Raw genomic sequence first — 15,893 nt, 5'->3', positions numbered from 1 at the left:
GAATGTCAGAACAAAAATTGCTTGATGATCACTTGGATTGGCTTGAGGCTGAATCGATCTACATCATTCGTGAAGTGGTAGCTCAGTGCGCCAACCCAGCCATGCTGTTCTCCGGTGGTAAAGACTCGATTGTGATGTTTCACTTAGCTCGCAAGGCTTTTCAATTTGGCAATCGCCCCGTGAAGCTGCCCTTCCCCATTTTGCATATCGATACTGGTCATAACTATCCTGAAGTCATTAGCTACCGTGACTCTGTAGTTGAAAAAACGGGTGTGAAATTGATTGTTGGGCATGTGGAAGACTCGATCAAAAAGGGTACCGTGCGTTTGCGTAAAGAAACCGACTCACGCAATGCCGCCCAAGCCGTGACTCTGCTAGAAACCATTGCCGAATATGAATTCGATGCCTTGATGGGTGGAGCACGCCGTGATGAAGAGAAGGCTCGCGCTAAAGAGCGCATCTTCTCTTTCAGAGACGAATTTGGCCAATGGGACCCAAAGGCTCAACGCCCAGAACTATGGAATCTATATAACGCCCGCATCGCTAAAGGCGAAAATATGCGCGTATTCCCAATCTCAAATTGGACAGAGCTTGATATCTGGCAATACATTGCTCGTGAAAACCTGGCTTTACCAAGTATTTACTACACACATCAACGCGAAGTAGTGAAGAAAAATAATTTACTAGTGCCTGTCACTAATGTGACACCTAAGGCAGCTAGTGATATTAGCGAGATTCTCAGCGTGCGTTTTCGTACCGTTGGCGATATTAGTTGTACCTGCCCCGTTCTGAGTACTGCCGCCACTCCTCTCGAAATCATTGCAGAAACTGCGATTACTGAAATCACTGAGCGTGGGGCTACCCGTATGGATGATCAAACCAATGAGGCCTCGATGGAGCGCCGCAAGAAAGAAGGTTACTTTTAATGTCATCTACTCATCAAAATGTTGTTCGCTTCATCACCGCAGGTAGCGTTGATGATGGCAAGAGCACCTTGATTGGTCGCCTGCTATATGACACCAAATCGATTTTGGTGGATCAACTCGAATCTTTATCTAAAACTAAGCATGCCCGCGTCACTTCTTCTGATGCTGGTGTTGATTTAGCCCTGCTAACTGATGGCTTAGAGGCTGAGCGTGAGCAAGGTATCACGATTGATGTGGCCTATCGTTATTTCTCGACCCCTCAGCGTAAGTTCATCGTAGCTGACGCGCCAGGCCACGAGCAATACACCCGTAACTTGGTTACTGGCGCATCCCAATCAGATGTAGCAGTGATCTTAGTGGATGCCACCCGCGTTGATCTCGATACAAGCCCGGCTACCTTGCTGGCACAAACCAAACGTCATGCAGCCATCGTACATTTATTGGGTTTACGTCATGTGGTGTTTGCGATTAACAAGCTGGACTTATTTGAGTTTGATGAAAAGATTTTCAACACCATCAAAGAATCTATTGAAGACTTAACCCAAAAGATCGGCTTACCTAAACCAACATCGATTCCAATCTCCGCCTTGCTTGGTGCTAACGTGGTTACCGCCAGTAAACATACGCCTTGGTACAAAGGCCCAACCCTACTGGAGTGGTTGGAGAGTTTGGACACCAGCCCCGAGTCTGAAAAACTCGCCCTACGCTTCCCCGTGCAATACGTAGCACGTCAGGATGGTAGCGTCTCTGATGACTTCCGTGGCTATCTCGGCCAAATTGAGTCTGGCAGTATTCGAAAGGGTCAAAAGATTCGAGTCTTACCAGGTAATGTTGAGGCGACAGTTGCTGAGATCTATTTAAGTAATCGATCTAAGGCAGGTAGCAATAATGCTGTTGAGTCTGCACAGACCGGGGAAGCTGTTGCTATTCAGTTAGCAGAAGACATTGATGTATCTCGTGGATCATTATTCGTTGGCGCCGATAATCTTGCTGTACCAACACTTAGCAAGCAAATTTCTGCTGATCTTTGCTGGTTAGATAGCGAGCCTCTCTCCCTAAGTCGTAAATATGCATTGCGTCATACTAGCAATACTGTTGGGGCTAAAGTAAAAGTGATTCAAACAGTGCTAGATGTTGAAACCCTCTCGCATGCCAGCCATGCTCATGCACTGACCGCCAATGAAATCGGTCGCGTGGATTTTGTGTTGCAAAAACCAATTGCAGCCGATCTGTTTAATCAATCCCAGCCTACTGGTGCATTCATCCTCATTGATGAAGCCACGAATCACACTGTTGCTGCTGGAATGATTCGCGAGGCAACAGCCCAATAAAGAAAAAGCCATCCCGAAGGATGGCTTAAAAGAGATTTTTGGAGGTACTGCTTAAAGAACAAACTACAGCTTCATATTAGCCCTCTCAAAATCTCACTTTTGTGGGGATTGCCTCTTTAAGAGCCATAATGCTCAACTTTGGTGCATTAATGATTCTCTTTGGCGTGGTTAATAGAATATTTGGGTATTTCAATCACCAAATCTTGTTTGGCAACAATGGCTTGGCAAGATAACCGGGATTGAGGATTGAGTCCCCAAGCGCGATCCAGCATATCTTCTTCATTCTCATCGGGGGGGTTTAGGCTCTGAAAACCCTCTTTCACGATCACGTGACAAGTAGTGCAAGCGCAAACCATATCGCAGGCATGTTCAATCGGAATGTCATTTTCTAGCAGCGCTTCGCAAATCGATGTGCCTGGCGTCACTTCAACCACTGCGCCTTCGGGGCAATACTCACTATGCGGTAGGACAACGATTTGAGTCATGATTCTTTTCTATTGGTTTGATATTGATTATTTTAGATCTCTGCAACATTTTTACCAGACAATGCTTTCTGAATACTGGCATTCATGCGCATTTGTGCAAAGTCATCGGTAGCCTTCGCAGCATGATCAACTGCTTTGCGAACTATGTCGCTATCGACTTCTTCATTCAAAATCTTTTGTAGATCTGCCATCTCTTGGTCAATTGCAGCTTGCTCTTTCGCATCCAGGAGATTGCGATCACTTGCTAGAGCAGTTTGCACAGCATCTAATAAACGCCGTGCATTGACTTGTTCTTCGCGCAATGATCTCGAGAGCAAATCCTCTTTGGCAGAAGCAAAACCATCTTGCAACATGCGAGTAATTTCAGCATCCGTTAAACCATAAGAAGGCTTGATATCAATTGAGGCTTGGACACCAGAGCCCTGCTCCATAGCGCTTACAGACAATAGGCCATCTGCATCTACCTGGAAAGTGACCCGAATTCGTGCAGCACCTGCAGCCATTGCTGGGATACCGCGTAACTCAAACTTCCCTAAAGAGCGACAGTCTTGGGCAAGTTCACGCTCACCTTGCACCACTTGAATTGCCAATGCAGTTTGACCATCTTTAAAGGTGGTGAAGTCTTGCGCTCTTGCTACCGGAATCGGCGTATTGCGCGGAATAATCTTTTCAACCAGGCCGCCCATGGTTTCAATACCAAGCGAAAGTGGAATGACGTCTAACAAGAGCCACTCATCATCTTTACTTTGATTGCCAGCCAGCAAATCGGCTTGCATAGCAGCACCCAGAGCAACCACTTGGTCTGGATTTAAATTATTGAGTGGTTGTGTTCCAAATAGCTCACCGACGGCACGCTGAACATTTGGCATACGGGTAGAGCCGCCCACCATCACTACGCCTTTAATATCTTCGGCTTTTAAACCTGCATCGCGCAAAGCTTTTTTGCAGGCGGCGAGAGTCTTGGCAACCAAGTTCTGAGTAATCTCAAAGAATTGCGCCTGACTAACCCCAACATTGACTACGGTACCGTCTGCCAGAGTCTCGTGAACTCTAGCTAAAGGGTTATGGCTAAGCAATTCTTTTGCATGTTTGCAAGCTTGTAAAAGCGTGCGATGGTCATGAATAGAGAGTGGAGGTAATTTAGCCTGTTCAATGACCCAGCAATATAAACGGTGGTCAAAGTCATCGCCACCCAAAGCAGAATCACCGCCAGTAGAGAGCACTTCAAATACACCTCTACTCATTCGGAGAATAGAGATATCGAAAGTGCCGCCGCCTAGGTCATAAACTGCATAAACACCTTCGGAAGCATTATCCAAACCATAAGCAATCGCTGCAGCAGTAGGCTCATTGAGCAATCTCAGCACTTCAATGCCCGCTAACTTAGCCGCATCTTTAGTCGCTTGACGTTGAGCATCATCAAAATAAGCGGGTACTGTAATGACGGCACCTACAATCTCATCAGATACAGAGTCTTCTGCTAGCTGACGCAAACGCGCCAAGATTTCAGCAGAAACCTCAATCGGACTCTTGTCGCCAGCAACTGTTCTGAGTTTGAGCATCCCAGGCTGATCAACAAAATCATAAGGAGCGCTCTCAATATGCTCCACATCCTGAATTCCGCGGCCCATGAAACGCTTCACAGAAACAATCGTGTTCTTTGGGTCAATGACTATGCTCTCAAGTGCTTCAAAACCAGCTTGCGTTCTACCATTTGCTAAGTAGCGCACTACCGAAGGAAGCAGCTCTCTACCTTGAGCATCAGGCAACACTTTTGGCAAAGCATCGCGCACGATAGCAACGAGTGAGTTTGTGGTTCCCAAATCAATGCCAACAGCAATCCTGCGCTGATGGGGCGCTAGTGATTTACCGGGTTCGGAGATTTGTAATAAAGCCATAAGAGTTAGAGTTTAATTCGACGCAGACTAGACCAAGGCCGCGATAGCATCATCAAGCTCAATAGCGAACTTATCAATAAAAAGGAGGCCCCTGAGAAGTTCAGCGGCACGTTGATAATTATTGGCGCCATCGATTGCTTGAACAATTTCAGAAAGGGTATCTTGCTTAGAGGATTGCACCTCATCCATCAGCTCTTCCAAGGCCAGCAGATCTTCAGCCTGCTCATCGAGATTTTCACGCCATTCCATTTGCTTCATCAAAAAAGCAGCTGGCATTGCAGTATTAGTTTCTAGCTTGGCATCTACACCGTGAAGTTGACAAATATATAAACCTCGTTGCACGGGGTTCTTCAGTGTCTGAAAAGCAGTATTAGCCAATGTAGCCATCTGCATCGCAAGGCGCCGCTCAGAATCGCTACCACGCGCATGTCGGTCGGGATGCACTTCTTTTTGAATTGCAAGGTAAGCCTGATCTAAGGCAGGCAAATCGATCTTGAATTGCTGATTTAAACCAAAAAAGCGAAAGTAATCGTCAGACGCGGAAGGATTCGCCACAACCACACTCATCTTTTACGTTTGGATTTTGAAACTTAAACCCTTCGTTCAAACCCTCACGTACAAAGTCTAGCTCTGTTCCATCCAAATACGCCAAGCTCTTCGGATCAATAAATACTTTTACGCCATTAGATTCAAATACCTGATCTTCAGCGGCAGGCTCATCAACATATTCAAGCTGATACGCCAAGCCAGAACAACCTGTGGTACGAACGCCCAAACGCAAACCACACCCCTTGCCGCGCTTTTCTAAATTGCGGTTAACGTGTGCAGCTGCTTTGTCGGTTAAGGTAATGGCCATAGTTTTACTTTGTTTATTTGGCTAGATGCTTTTCTTTGTAATCAGCAACTGCTGCCTTAATAGCGTCTTCAGCCAAGATAGAGCAGTGAATCTTTACTGGCGGCAAAGCCAACTCTTCAGCGATCAGAGAGTTCTTGATCTCCAAAGCTTGATCTAAAGTCTTGCCTTTAACCCACTCAGTTACTAATGAGGAAGACGCAATTGCTGAGCCACAGCCATATGTCTTGAACTTAGCATCTTCAATCACACCTTGATCGTTTACACGAATCTGTAACTTCATTACGTCGCCGCAAGCTGGCGCACCAACCATGCCGGTACCTACGCTTTCGTCGCCCTTCTCAAAAGAACCTACGTTACGCGGGTTCTCATAATGGTCGATTACTTTTTCACTATATGCCATGATATTTCCTCTTTAATCCTTCAGATTCTTAATGTGCAGCCCACTGAATCGTACTTAAGTCGATTCCGTCTTTAAACATTTCCCACAATGGTGAAAGCTCACGCAATTTTGCGATCTTTTCTTTCACTAACTTAATTGTGAAATCCACTTCTTCTTCTGTCGTAAAGCGACCCAGAGTAAAACGAATCGAGCTATGAGCCAATTCATCATTGCGACCCAAGGCACGCAACACATAAGAAGGTTCTAGTGATGCTGATGTACAAGCAGAACCTGATGAGATAGCCAAATCCTTAAGGGCCATCAACATCGATTCGCCTTCAACGTAGTTAAAGCTGATGTTCAGGTTATGCGGCACACGATGCTCCATGTCGCCGTTGACATAAACCTCTTCAATGTCTTTTAAGCCATTGAGTAAGCGGTCACGCAATCCACGAATACGCTTATTTCCCTCGACCATCTCAATACGAGCGATGCGAAATGCCTCGCCCATTCCCACAATTTGGTGAACTGCTAAGGTACCTGAGCGCATACCGCGCTCATGGCCGCCACCATGAATTTGGGCTTCAATACGAATACGAGGCTTACGACGCACAAACAATGCGCCAATCCCTTTTGGACCATAAGTCTTGTGAGCAGAAAAACTCATCAAGTCGACCTTGATCTTTTCCAAATCAATCTCTACCTTGCCAGTAGCTTGCGCAGCATCGACATGAAAAATGACGCCACGGGAACGACACAGCTCGCCAATCGCGGGGATATCTTGTACAACACCGATTTCATTGTTGACATACATCACCGACGCCAAAATCGTGCCTGGCTTCATGGCAGCCTCTAACTGCTTAAAGTCAATCAAGCCACTGGGCAAAACATCCAAGTAAGTCACTTCAAAACCTTCACGCTCTAGCTCACGACAAGTGTCTAAAGTTGCTTTGTGCTCAGTTTTGACGGTAATGATGTGATTACCGCGATCTTTATAAAAATGCGCGGCACCCTTTAGTGCCAAATTAATACTTTCAGTAGCGCCGCTAGTAAACACAATCTCTCGTGGATCTGCATGTACCAGTTGCGCAACTTCTGAACGCGCCCACTCAACCGCCTCTTCGGCAGCCCAGCCATAGGCATGACTCCGCGATGCGGCATTACCAAATTGCTCGCGCAGGTAAGGCAGCATTTTGTCGACCACACGCGGATCAATTGGCGTGGTGGCCGAGTAGTCCATATATACCGGAAAGTGCTTAGGACTAAACATCGGAACCGGCTGCGTTGGAAGGTCTTGTGGTGCGTTCATGATTTACTTATTTTTGGATTACTTCAATTAACTTTGCCGCGCCAAATTAAAAACAGAATTTACTAATGGGGCTTTAGGGGCAACTTCTTTTTTCGCCGCAAGCGCTAGGGCTGGTTTTTCAACCTTAGTGCTTTCAACTTTAATTTTCTTTTGACGCATGTCTTGAATCACAACACCACGTCCTTCTTGCTGCTGCACCAAGTTACGCAAGCTTACTGAGCTGAGGTACTCAACCATTTTGAGATTAAGATTGCTCCACAGATCATGCGTCATACAATGACCATGCTCATCTTCGTCGCTATGACAGTTACCTTTACCGCCACATTGAGTTGCATCCAATGGCTCATCCACTGCGACGATGATGTCAGCAACACTAATTTCATCAGCCTTGCGTGCGAGGGTATATCCGCCTCCGGGTCCACGAGTGCTCTCAACAATATTGAAGCGGCGTAATTTGCCGAACAATTGCTCTAAATAAGAAAGGGAGATCTTTTGTCTTTGGCTAATTCCAGCCAAAGTTACAGGGCCATGCGCTTCGCGCAGGGCTAAATCAATCATTGCGGTTACTGCAAAACGGCCTTTAGTGGTAAGTCTCATATGTCACCTTGGTAATGGATTGTTATGGACAGCTAATGATCAGGCGGGTAATACCCGACCATTCCACTCAACTTTACCATATGACCCAGCAATCTGCTCGGGAATTATCCCAAAAAACCCTTTGGCAAGCCTGCCTATCTAGCCAATAGAGTCTCTAGAGCTGGCTCCAAAAGCCATTTCTTTGACCTTGGTAAGACGGTCCCGAGTGCCAGCAGCCTTCTCAAACTCCAAATTCTTGGCTTCGGCATTCATTTGCTTCTCTAGGAGTTTGATTTCGCTTGCCAGGTCTTTCTCGCTCATATCTTCATAGCGAGCCCGCTCCTGCTCCACCTGCATCTCCTGGCGCTTCTCCTTGACATCATAGACACCATCAATGATGTCCTTGATCCGCTTTTGAACACCCTTAGGCTCAATGCCATGGAGCTTATTAAAGGCAACTTGCTTGGTGCGACGTCTTTCGGTCTCCCCCATGGCGCGCTTCATTGAATCGGTCACCCTATCGGCGTACAGAATCGCCTTGCCTCGGACGTTGCGGGCTGCCCGGCCGATAGTCTGAATCAAACTTCTCTCAGAACGTAAGAAGCCTTCTTTATCCGCATCCAAAATTGCCACTAATGACACTTCAGGAATGTCCAAACCTTCGCGTAGCAAATTGATACCCACCAAGACGTCGAAGACGCCTAAGCGAAGATCACGCAAAATTTCGACACGCTCTACCGTATCAATATCAGAGTGCACATAACGCACCTTCACACCATTATCGGAAAGGTAATCAGTGAGTTGCTCCGCCATGCGTTTAGTTAGCACCGTTACTAAAACACGTTCACCCACTTTGACGCGTTCATGAATCTGATCAAGCAAGTTATCAACTTGAGTACTGGCTGGCAATACTTCGATTTCTGGGTCAACCAATCCAGTAGGTCTAGCTACCTGCTCAACCACTTTCCCCTGATGCGTGTTTTCATAATCGGCCGGGGTTGCAGAAACAAAAATGGTTTGACGCATCTTGGTTTCAAACTCAGTAAATTTGAGCGGGCGATTATCCATTGCAGAGGGTAAGCGAAAGCCAAACTCAACTAAGGTATGTTTGCGCGATTTATCGCCGTTATACATCGCATTGAGCTGCCCAATTAGGACGTGGCTTTCGTCTAAGAACATGAGTGCATCATTCGGCAGGTAGTCCACCAGGGTAGGAGGCGCCTCCCCTGGGGCCGCGCCCGATAGGTGGCGGGAGTAGTTCTCAATACCCTTACAAAATCCTAGCTCGTTCAGCATCTCTAGATCGAAACGGGTACGCTGCTCTAGGCGTTGTGCCTCAACGAGTTTTCCATCTTTTACAAATTCATCTAAACGAGTGCGTAACTCGATTTTGATGGTTTCAATTGCTTTAAGAACAGTTTCGCGCGGGGTCACATAGTGTGAACTTGGGTATACCGTAAAACGCGGAATCTTTTGACGAATCTTGCCTGTCAGTGGATCAAAGAATTGCAAACTCTCTACCACATCATCAAACAATTCAACGCGTACTGCCAACTCATTATGTTCAGCTGGGAAAATATCAATCGTGTCGCCGCGCACTCGAAATACACCGCGCTTAAAATCCGTTTCGTTGCGATCGTATTGCATGGCAATCAGTCGCATTAAGATATCGCGCTGACTCATCTTATCGCCAGGACGTAGCGTCATCACCATGCTGTGATAATCGCCAGGATTACCAATTCCATAAATTGCAGAAACAGTCGCTACGATGATGACATCGCGGCGCTCTAACAAGCTCTTCGTTGCAGATAAGCGCATCTGCTCGATGTGCTCATTAATCGAGGAGTCTTTTTCAATAAAGAGGTCACGCTGAGGAACATAAGCCTCAGGCTGGTAATAGTCGTAGTAACTGACAAAATACTCAACAGCATTTTTTGGGAAAAACTCCCTAAATTCACTATAGAGCTGAGCAGCCAAGGTCTTATTAGGGGCAAAAATGATTGCTGGACGCCCTGTTCTAGCAATCACATTAGCCATGGTGAAGGTTTTTCCAGATCCCGTAACCCCCAACAAGGTCTGAAAGCTCAATCCGTCCTCAATACCCTCAACCAAGGCCTCAATAGCCTGTGGCTGGTCCCCAGCCGGGGCAAATGGCTGATATAGCTCATATGGGGAGTCTGGAAAGCGAACAAATTTAGCTGGATCTAGATCGTGGCCAGCCTCACCTAATGGATCGGCAACAGGCTTTTTGATATCTTCTTTAGCTGCAGAATTGGAACCAGTTTTGGGGGGCTTAGGGGGCATCTCGGCTATCATTTCATCTGTGAGTTTTCTTCACAGCGAATTTTGTACAAACAATGATTTTGCCGTTTTTATTTAGAAATAGTTGGTTCTGGCTTCAAAAACCGACAATTAAACTCAATTTAACGTCAATGCAAAGTAAAACCATCCTTAAACCACCATTCTCGACCTCAAATGACCCTGTTTGCCTCAGTCCAGCTAGCCCCTAAAGATCCTATTTTTGGCCTCACAGAAGCCTATGTTGCAGATCAACGTTCTGACAAAGTAAACCTTGGTGTTGGCGTGTATTACACAGACGAAGGCAAGGTACCCCTCTTAAAAGCAGTGATCAAAGCAGAAGAGGCCATTGTTGCAAAGCACTCTCCACGCAGCTACATTCCAATCGAAGGCCCAAACCCATACAACAGCGCTGTGCAAAATTTATTATTCGGGGCTGACTCTGCACTCATTAAAGATGGCCGTGTTGTCACTGCCGAGTGCTTAGGTGGCACTGGTGCATTGCGTGTGGGCGCTGACTTTATTAAGCGTCTGAATTTAGATGCGCCTTGCGCTATTAGCAACCCAACCTGGGAAAACCATCGCGGTATTTTTGAATCTGCAGGTTTCGAAGTGGTTGAATACACCTACTTCGATGGCATGACACGTGGTGTTGATTTTGATGGCATGGTGAAGTCCTTGGAGTCTTTTCCAAAGAACACAACCGTTCTCTTGCACGCTTGCTGCCATAACCCAACAGGTGCAGACATCACCGAAGCCCAGTGGCATCAGGTGATTGAGATCTGCAAGAACAAGAGTTTGATTCCTTTCTTGGACATGGCCTATCAAGGCTTTGCGGCTGGCATTGAGCAGGATGGTATTGCAGTTCGCCTCTTCGCACAATCCGGTATGTCATTCTTTGTATCCAGCTCATTTTCTAAATCATTCTCGCTGTATGGTGAGCGTGTTGGCGCATTGTCGATCGTGACACAGAGCAAAGATGAGTCTACTCGTGTGCTCTCACAGCTCAAACGTGTAATTCGTACTAATTACTCAAATCCTCCTACTCACGGCGCTGCAATTGCTGCTGCTGTTTTGAACTCTCCAGAATTGCGTCAGCTCTGGGAGGATGAGTTGGCTGAAATGCGTGATCGCATTAAAGCAATGCGTCATAGTCTTGTTGAAAAACTCGCTGCTGCTGGCGTGAAGCAAGACTTTGCTTTTATCGAACAGCAACGTGGAATGTTTTCTTACTCAGGTTTAACAGCTGAGCAAGTTGAGCGCTTACAGAAAAAAGACGGCATTTATGCCCTTTCTACTGGACGCATTTGTGTGGCGGCTCTCAATACCAAAAATATTGATAAAGTAGCCAAAGCAATTGCCCGCGTATTGGCCTAAAAAGCACAATCAGCGGATTAACTGAATTACAGGGGGTAGCATGCTATATCAGTTACACGAATTTCAAAAAGCCTTACTTCAACCAATGAGCTCTTGGGCACGTGCAGCTTCGGAGGCATTTATTAATGCGTCTAACCCTGCATCAATGGTTCCAGGCTCTGAGCGTTTAGCTGCCAGCTACGAACTCCTTCACCGTTTAGGTAAAAACTATAAAAAACCAGAGTTTGGTATTCGCTCTGTTGTAGCGCATGGTCATGAGGTTGCTATTCATGAGATCACTAAAGTTTCTAAGCCATTTTGCAATTTAGTTCGCTTTAAGCGCTTTTCGGATGATGTAGAAACCATCAAGAAGCTTAAAGAAGATCCTGTTGTTTTGGTGGTGGCTCCTATGTCTGGGCACCATGCTACTTTGCTGCGTGACACTGTTCGCACCTTATTGCAAGATCACAAGGTTTACATTACCGACTGGATCGATGCGCGCAATGTCCCGTTGGAAGATGGTAACTTTGGTCTTGATGACTACGTTCACTACATTCAAGAATTCATCCGCGCAATTGGGGCAGAAGATTTGCATGTCATCTCTGTTTGCCAGCCTACCGTTCCGACTTTAGGTGCAATCTCACTCATGGCCTCGGCCGGTGAAGCGACTCCATCTTCCATGATCATGATGGGTGGCCCAATTGATGCGCGTAAGTCACCTACCGCTGTTAATAATTTGGCTGAGCAAAAGTCATTTGATTGGTTTGAAAGTCATGTGATTTATAAAGTGCCACCAACCTATCCCGGCGCTGGTCGTAAGGTTTATCCAGGCTTTTTGCAACACGCTGGATTTATGGCCATGAACCCACAAAATCATTTGCAATCTCATTGGGATTATTTCCAGAACCTGGTACGTGGTGATGAACAAGATACCGATGCACACATTCGCTTCTATGATGAGTACAACGCTGTTCTAGATTTAGACGCAAAGTTCTATCTAGATACTATTAAGACAGTTTTCCAAGACTACGCCCTACCGAATGGCACTTGGACAGTAGCCGGCGATCTGGTGAAACCACAAGATATTAAAGAAACTGCACTTCTTACGGTTGAAGGTGAGTTAGATGATATTTCTGGAAGCGGTCAAACCCGCTCAGCGCATGGTTTATGTGCAGGAATCCCTAAGGAAAATAAAGATCACTACGAAGTGACTGGTGCAGGTCACTATGGTATTTTTTCTGGTCGCCGTTGGCGCGACAAGGTCTATCCAAAGATCAAAAACTTCATTCGTGAACATCAAGGTGTACATAAAAGAAGTAAAGCAAGGCCCCCTAAATTAGAAGGCTCTAACTAGACATCAACGAGTGAGGGCTGAGGCCCTCACCTTTTTATGTAAGTACTTAGCAATGAACATTACACAAGCGAACGAACTGACTGATCGCTTGGAGGATTTACTTCCTCAAACCCAATGTACAAAATGTGGCTACCCTGATTGCCGAGGGTATGCAGAGTCGATGGCGAGTGGTGAGGCATTACCTAATCGTTGCCCGCCAGGCGGCATTGAAGGCATTGAACGGCTCAGCAAAATTCTCGCGCCGATTTACCCCCAAGATGCTTTCGAACTTCATAGCACCATTGATCCTGAATGTGGCATAGAGCGCCCTAGACCAGTGGCCTTCATCGATCCACAAAAATGTATTGGCTGTACGCTCTGCATTCAGGCATGCCCTGTAGATGCTATTGTGGGGGCATCAAAGCAAATGCACGTGGTTTTACCTGAGTGGTGTACCGGTTGCGATCTTTGCATTCCTCCCTGCCCTGTCGATTGCATCAGCATGATTGATGTGACTGAAGCCGAAACAGGCTGGAATGCCTGGTCGCCAGAACTGGCCAATATCTCACGTCAGCGCTATCACAATCGAGGACAACGCCTTGATAGAGAACAAAAAGATAATGATGAACGCTTGGCTCAAAAAGCCGCAGCCAAGTTAATAGCGGTTAATGCGGATAACCCGACATCAGATGAGCAGAAGAAAGAGCAAGAACGCAAACGCGCTATTATTGCTGCTGCGATTGCGCGCGCTCAGCAAAAGCAATGATGAACCCTGAAAAGCGGCGCGCTTTCTTTGAGCAACTCAAAGCTAATAACCCAAAACCGACAACTGAACTAGAGTACAACTCACCATTTGAGTTGCTCATTGCGGTACTATTATCGGCACAAGCAACTGATGTGTCAGTCAACAAAGGCACCCGTAATCTTTTTAAGATAGCCAATACCCCTCAAGCCTTATTAGATCTTGGTGAAGAAGGGGTTAGGCCATTCATTCAGCATATTGGTTTATTTAACTCTAAAGGTAGGCACGTACAGGAAACCTGTCGTTTGTTACTAGACAAACATGGTGGCATAGTTCCCCAAACACGCGAGGAATTAGAGGCCTTACCAGGCGTTGGCAGAAAAACCGCTAACGTGATTCTCAATACTGCTTTTGGGCAACCCACTATTGCTGTTGACACACATATCTTTAGAGTATCGAATCGCACTGGCTTAGCGCCTGGCAAGGATGTACTTAAGGTTGAAGAGCAACTACTCAAGCGCGTTCCCAAAGAGTATTTACTAGACGCGCATCATTGGCTTATATTGCACGGTAGATATACTTGTAAGGCGCGTAACCCAGAGTGCGCCCAATGCATTGTTGAGCCTTTGTGCGGCTTTAAACAGAAAACTGGCAAAGGAAAAGTTCGTGGCGATATTTAATCCAACCCGTGAAGAAGTGCGTCGCTTTTTCTGTGACGCCTGGAAGAAGAAAACTGAAGGTCATATCTTAGATTCCATGGAAATCCTTGCAGGTGATTGGATGGCAGAACATCCCGAGTACCACACGCTATTGGCAGACCCCGAAGGAGCGCTAGCCCAAGATTACACACCAGAGCGCGGAGAAACCAACCCCTTTCTTCATCTCTCAATGCATCTATCAATTAGCGAGCAGATCTCAATCAATCAGCCACCCGGCATTAAAGAAGTCGCTGAAAAACTAAGTCAGAAAATGGGTTCAGAGCACGAAGCTCAACACCTGATGATGGAATGCTTAGGACAAGTGATGTGGGAGGCGCAACGTGAAGGCGGCCAACTTAGCCCCGAAAAATATCTCGAGGCATTAAAAAAACTAGTTTAGTTTTGCAACGCGCATTACCTTGCGGTCAATGGTGAGTTTTTCAGCTTCTGGACAAATCAGTCCATCTTTATAGGGCAATGGGACATACTCAAATTGAGTACCGGCCAGAACCTTCCAGCGTGAACCATCGTATAAAGTGATTACATCTCCTGGATTGCCATAAAACGTCAATGGTTCTTTAATGACAATCTGGTAGCAGGCAACAGATTTTTCTTTGTTTGCTTGAGCATCAACTACCGGGCAATAGGTAAGCACCAATGAGATAGCAAATGTAGTCCTGAGGAGAGTAGAGAGATTCATTTCTTAGCGGCTGAACACAGTAAATCAGCAGAGTCTTGCAGCCATTCAAGGGCTAACTTTGTTGGAACGACATACTTTCGTCTGCGGTCCTCTTTTGATACTTCAGACTTAATCAACTTTTTTGTAATGAGGTGATTCATGACCGAATGCAAAGTAGCCTGAGATGCAATCTCATTAAGTAGGATTAAGTCCAGTACTGAGAAGTCCACCTTTTCAGAATGGGCCGCCAGGACGGCCTCTAAGACCATTACCTCTTTCTGGTCGGCAAGTTTGTAGCGCTTATTAATGCGCCGTCTAGAGGTGGAAAACTGTAGAAATTTGAAGCAAGATGGAGACATCTCGCGACTGTATTCGCCTCAGGGCTAATAAGCGAATACTTTCAAAAATAACTTTTATATCGAAAAAATATATTTATTTCAAAAAATAAACATTTATTTAAATGTGATTATTTGCCTTGGCTACGCCAGCCCTGCGATTGCAGCTTTAATGGCACTCGATAACTCAGTCATTTTTTGCTTGCGGAACACTAATACGGCTTCAGGGGTTTCTTGAGTTCTCTTAGACCAAGCAGTTCCTGGGAAAAAAGCATCATCCTTATACCTCGGAATAATATGCCAGTGAATGTGGGAAACCATGTTGCCTAAAGAAGCTACATTGATTTTGTCGGGATGCATAACGTGACGCATGGTTTCTTCGACAGCAAATACGAGAGTCATCAGGTGCTCACGCTCACTGTAAGTCAAATCAGTCATTTCGACGACATGCTGATTCCAAATGACTCTGCAAAAACCAGGTAGGTCAGAATCATTTACAAGCATGATTCTGCAGTCGTCTCCACGCCAAATTAACTGGCCCTCTTCGGGCTTAATATCGTCTTTACAAAGTGTGCAATTTGCCATGGGAACAATGTATACGAAAACGGCATCTAAGTCACCCTTGTGAGGTAATTTAGATGCCGTGGCAGCAATGAAAGCTACTGCTACTACGCACTACTTAGGGATCTACC

At 46.0% G+C, this 15,893-nt stretch carries 18 protein-coding genes; 7 read left to right on the top strand and 11 right to left on the bottom strand.

Going from position 1 to position 15,893, the window contains the following annotated elements; genetic code table 11:
- The first annotated feature begins 2 nt into the window (after window positions 1-2).
- Both cysD and AOC07_RS02510 read left to right on the top strand, forming a co-directional pair.
- Window positions 3-926, top strand: coding sequence for a sulfate adenylyltransferase subunit CysD (gene cysD / locus AOC07_RS02515; RefSeq protein ID WP_215358043.1), 924 nt, complete (start codon window positions 3-5; stop codon window positions 924-926).
- Complete coding sequence (locus AOC07_RS02510) at window positions 926-2,257, top strand: sulfate adenylyltransferase subunit 1 (protein WP_215358042.1); 1,332 nt, start codon at window positions 926-928, stop codon at window positions 2,255-2,257. The genes cysD and AOC07_RS02510 overlap by 1 nt, the downstream gene beginning before the upstream one ends.
- 146 nt (window positions 2,258-2,403) lie before the next feature.
- Here the strand turns inward: AOC07_RS02510 and fdx are convergent, their stop codons facing one another.
- The 8 genes from fdx to uvrB form a co-directional block, all read right to left on the bottom strand.
- Window positions 2,404-2,742, bottom strand: coding sequence for an ISC system 2Fe-2S type ferredoxin (fdx, locus tag AOC07_RS02505; protein ID WP_215293833.1), 339 nt, complete (start codon window positions 2,740-2,742; stop codon window positions 2,404-2,406).
- 32 nt (window positions 2,743-2,774) lie between these two features.
- A complete protein-coding gene (gene hscA, locus AOC07_RS02500; RefSeq protein ID WP_215358041.1) occupies window positions 2,775-4,640 on the bottom strand; it encodes a Fe-S protein assembly chaperone HscA in 1,866 nt (621 codons plus the stop codon).
- 27 nt (window positions 4,641-4,667) lie between these two features.
- Complete coding sequence (gene hscB / locus AOC07_RS02495) at window positions 4,668-5,195, bottom strand: Fe-S protein assembly co-chaperone HscB (RefSeq protein WP_371816724.1); 528 nt, start codon at window positions 5,193-5,195, stop codon at window positions 4,668-4,670.
- Complete coding sequence (gene iscA, locus AOC07_RS02490) at window positions 5,173-5,496, bottom strand: iron-sulfur cluster assembly protein IscA (protein ID WP_072583082.1); 324 nt, start codon at window positions 5,494-5,496, stop codon at window positions 5,173-5,175. The genes hscB and iscA overlap by 23 nt, the downstream gene beginning before the upstream one ends.
- A gap of 13 nt (window positions 5,497-5,509) precedes the next feature.
- Entirely contained in the window at window positions 5,510-5,896 is a 387-nt protein-coding gene (gene iscU, locus AOC07_RS02485; RefSeq protein WP_215293830.1) for a Fe-S cluster assembly scaffold IscU, read from the bottom strand.
- Window positions 5,897-5,924: 28 nt separating this feature from the next.
- Window positions 5,925-7,184 (bottom strand): IscS subfamily cysteine desulfurase, encoded by a 1,260-nt coding sequence (locus tag AOC07_RS02480; protein WP_371816723.1) that lies wholly within the window; start codon window positions 7,182-7,184, stop codon window positions 5,925-5,927.
- A 27-nt stretch (window positions 7,185-7,211) separates the two neighbouring features.
- On the bottom strand, window positions 7,212-7,781 hold the full coding sequence (locus tag AOC07_RS02475) for a Fe-S cluster assembly transcription factor (protein ID WP_215293829.1): 570 nt from the start codon (window positions 7,779-7,781) through the stop codon (window positions 7,212-7,214).
- 138 nt (window positions 7,782-7,919) lie between these two features.
- On the bottom strand, window positions 7,920-10,076 hold the full coding sequence (gene uvrB, locus AOC07_RS02470; protein ID WP_251369672.1) for an excinuclease ABC subunit UvrB: 2,157 nt from the start codon (window positions 10,074-10,076) through the stop codon (window positions 7,920-7,922).
- 159 nt (window positions 10,077-10,235) lie between these two features.
- Here uvrB and AOC07_RS02465 point away from each other — a divergent pair, with 159 nt between their 5' ends.
- The 5 genes from AOC07_RS02465 to AOC07_RS02445 are packed head-to-tail and all read left to right on the top strand — an operon-like array spanning window position 10,236 to window position 14,587.
- Complete coding sequence (locus tag AOC07_RS02465) at window positions 10,236-11,435, top strand: amino acid aminotransferase (RefSeq protein ID WP_215358038.1); 1,200 nt, start codon at window positions 10,236-10,238, stop codon at window positions 11,433-11,435.
- Window positions 11,436-11,475: 40 nt separating this feature from the next.
- Complete coding sequence (locus AOC07_RS02460) at window positions 11,476-12,768, top strand: polyhydroxyalkanoate depolymerase (protein WP_215358037.1); 1,293 nt, start codon at window positions 11,476-11,478, stop codon at window positions 12,766-12,768.
- A gap of 52 nt (window positions 12,769-12,820) precedes the next feature.
- Window positions 12,821-13,513, top strand: coding sequence for an electron transport complex subunit RsxB (rsxB, locus tag AOC07_RS02455; RefSeq protein ID WP_215358036.1), 693 nt, complete (start codon window positions 12,821-12,823; stop codon window positions 13,511-13,513).
- A complete protein-coding gene (gene nth / locus AOC07_RS02450; protein ID WP_215358427.1) occupies window positions 13,513-14,169 on the top strand; it encodes an endonuclease III in 657 nt (218 codons plus the stop codon). The genes rsxB and nth overlap by 1 nt, the downstream gene beginning before the upstream one ends.
- Window positions 14,162-14,587 (top strand): DUF1841 family protein, encoded by a 426-nt coding sequence (locus tag AOC07_RS02445; RefSeq protein WP_215358428.1) that lies wholly within the window; start codon window positions 14,162-14,164, stop codon window positions 14,585-14,587. The genes nth and AOC07_RS02445 overlap by 8 nt, the downstream gene beginning before the upstream one ends.
- Here the strand turns inward: AOC07_RS02445 and AOC07_RS02440 are convergent.
- The 3 genes from AOC07_RS02440 to AOC07_RS02430 all read right to left on the bottom strand — a co-directional run bounded on the left by AOC07_RS02440 (window position 14,579) and on the right by AOC07_RS02430 (window position 15,786).
- The gene (locus AOC07_RS02440) at window positions 14,579-14,887 is read right to left on the bottom strand and encodes a hypothetical protein (protein ID WP_215358035.1); all 309 of its coding nucleotides are present in this window, start codon (window positions 14,885-14,887) and stop codon (window positions 14,579-14,581) included. The two genes, AOC07_RS02445 and AOC07_RS02440, sit on opposite strands and share 9 nt — an antisense overlap.
- Complete coding sequence (locus AOC07_RS02435; protein WP_215293824.1) at window positions 14,884-15,225, bottom strand: hypothetical protein; 342 nt, start codon at window positions 15,223-15,225, stop codon at window positions 14,884-14,886. Before AOC07_RS02435 ends, AOC07_RS02440 begins: the two co-directional genes overlap by 4 nt.
- Window positions 15,226-15,345: 120 nt before the next feature.
- Window positions 15,346-15,786 (bottom strand): HIT family protein, encoded by a 441-nt coding sequence (locus tag AOC07_RS02430; protein WP_215358034.1) that lies wholly within the window; start codon window positions 15,784-15,786, stop codon window positions 15,346-15,348.
- Window positions 15,787-15,893 lie beyond the last annotated feature (107 nt).

The sequence above is a fragment of the Polynucleobacter sp. UB-Raua-W9 genome (assembly GCF_018687435.1).
Lineage (GTDB): Bacteria > Pseudomonadota > Gammaproteobacteria > Burkholderiales > Burkholderiaceae > Polynucleobacter.
The sequence above is the reverse complement of the archived record's forward strand: the minus strand, read 5'-3'. Positions and strand labels throughout refer to the sequence as shown.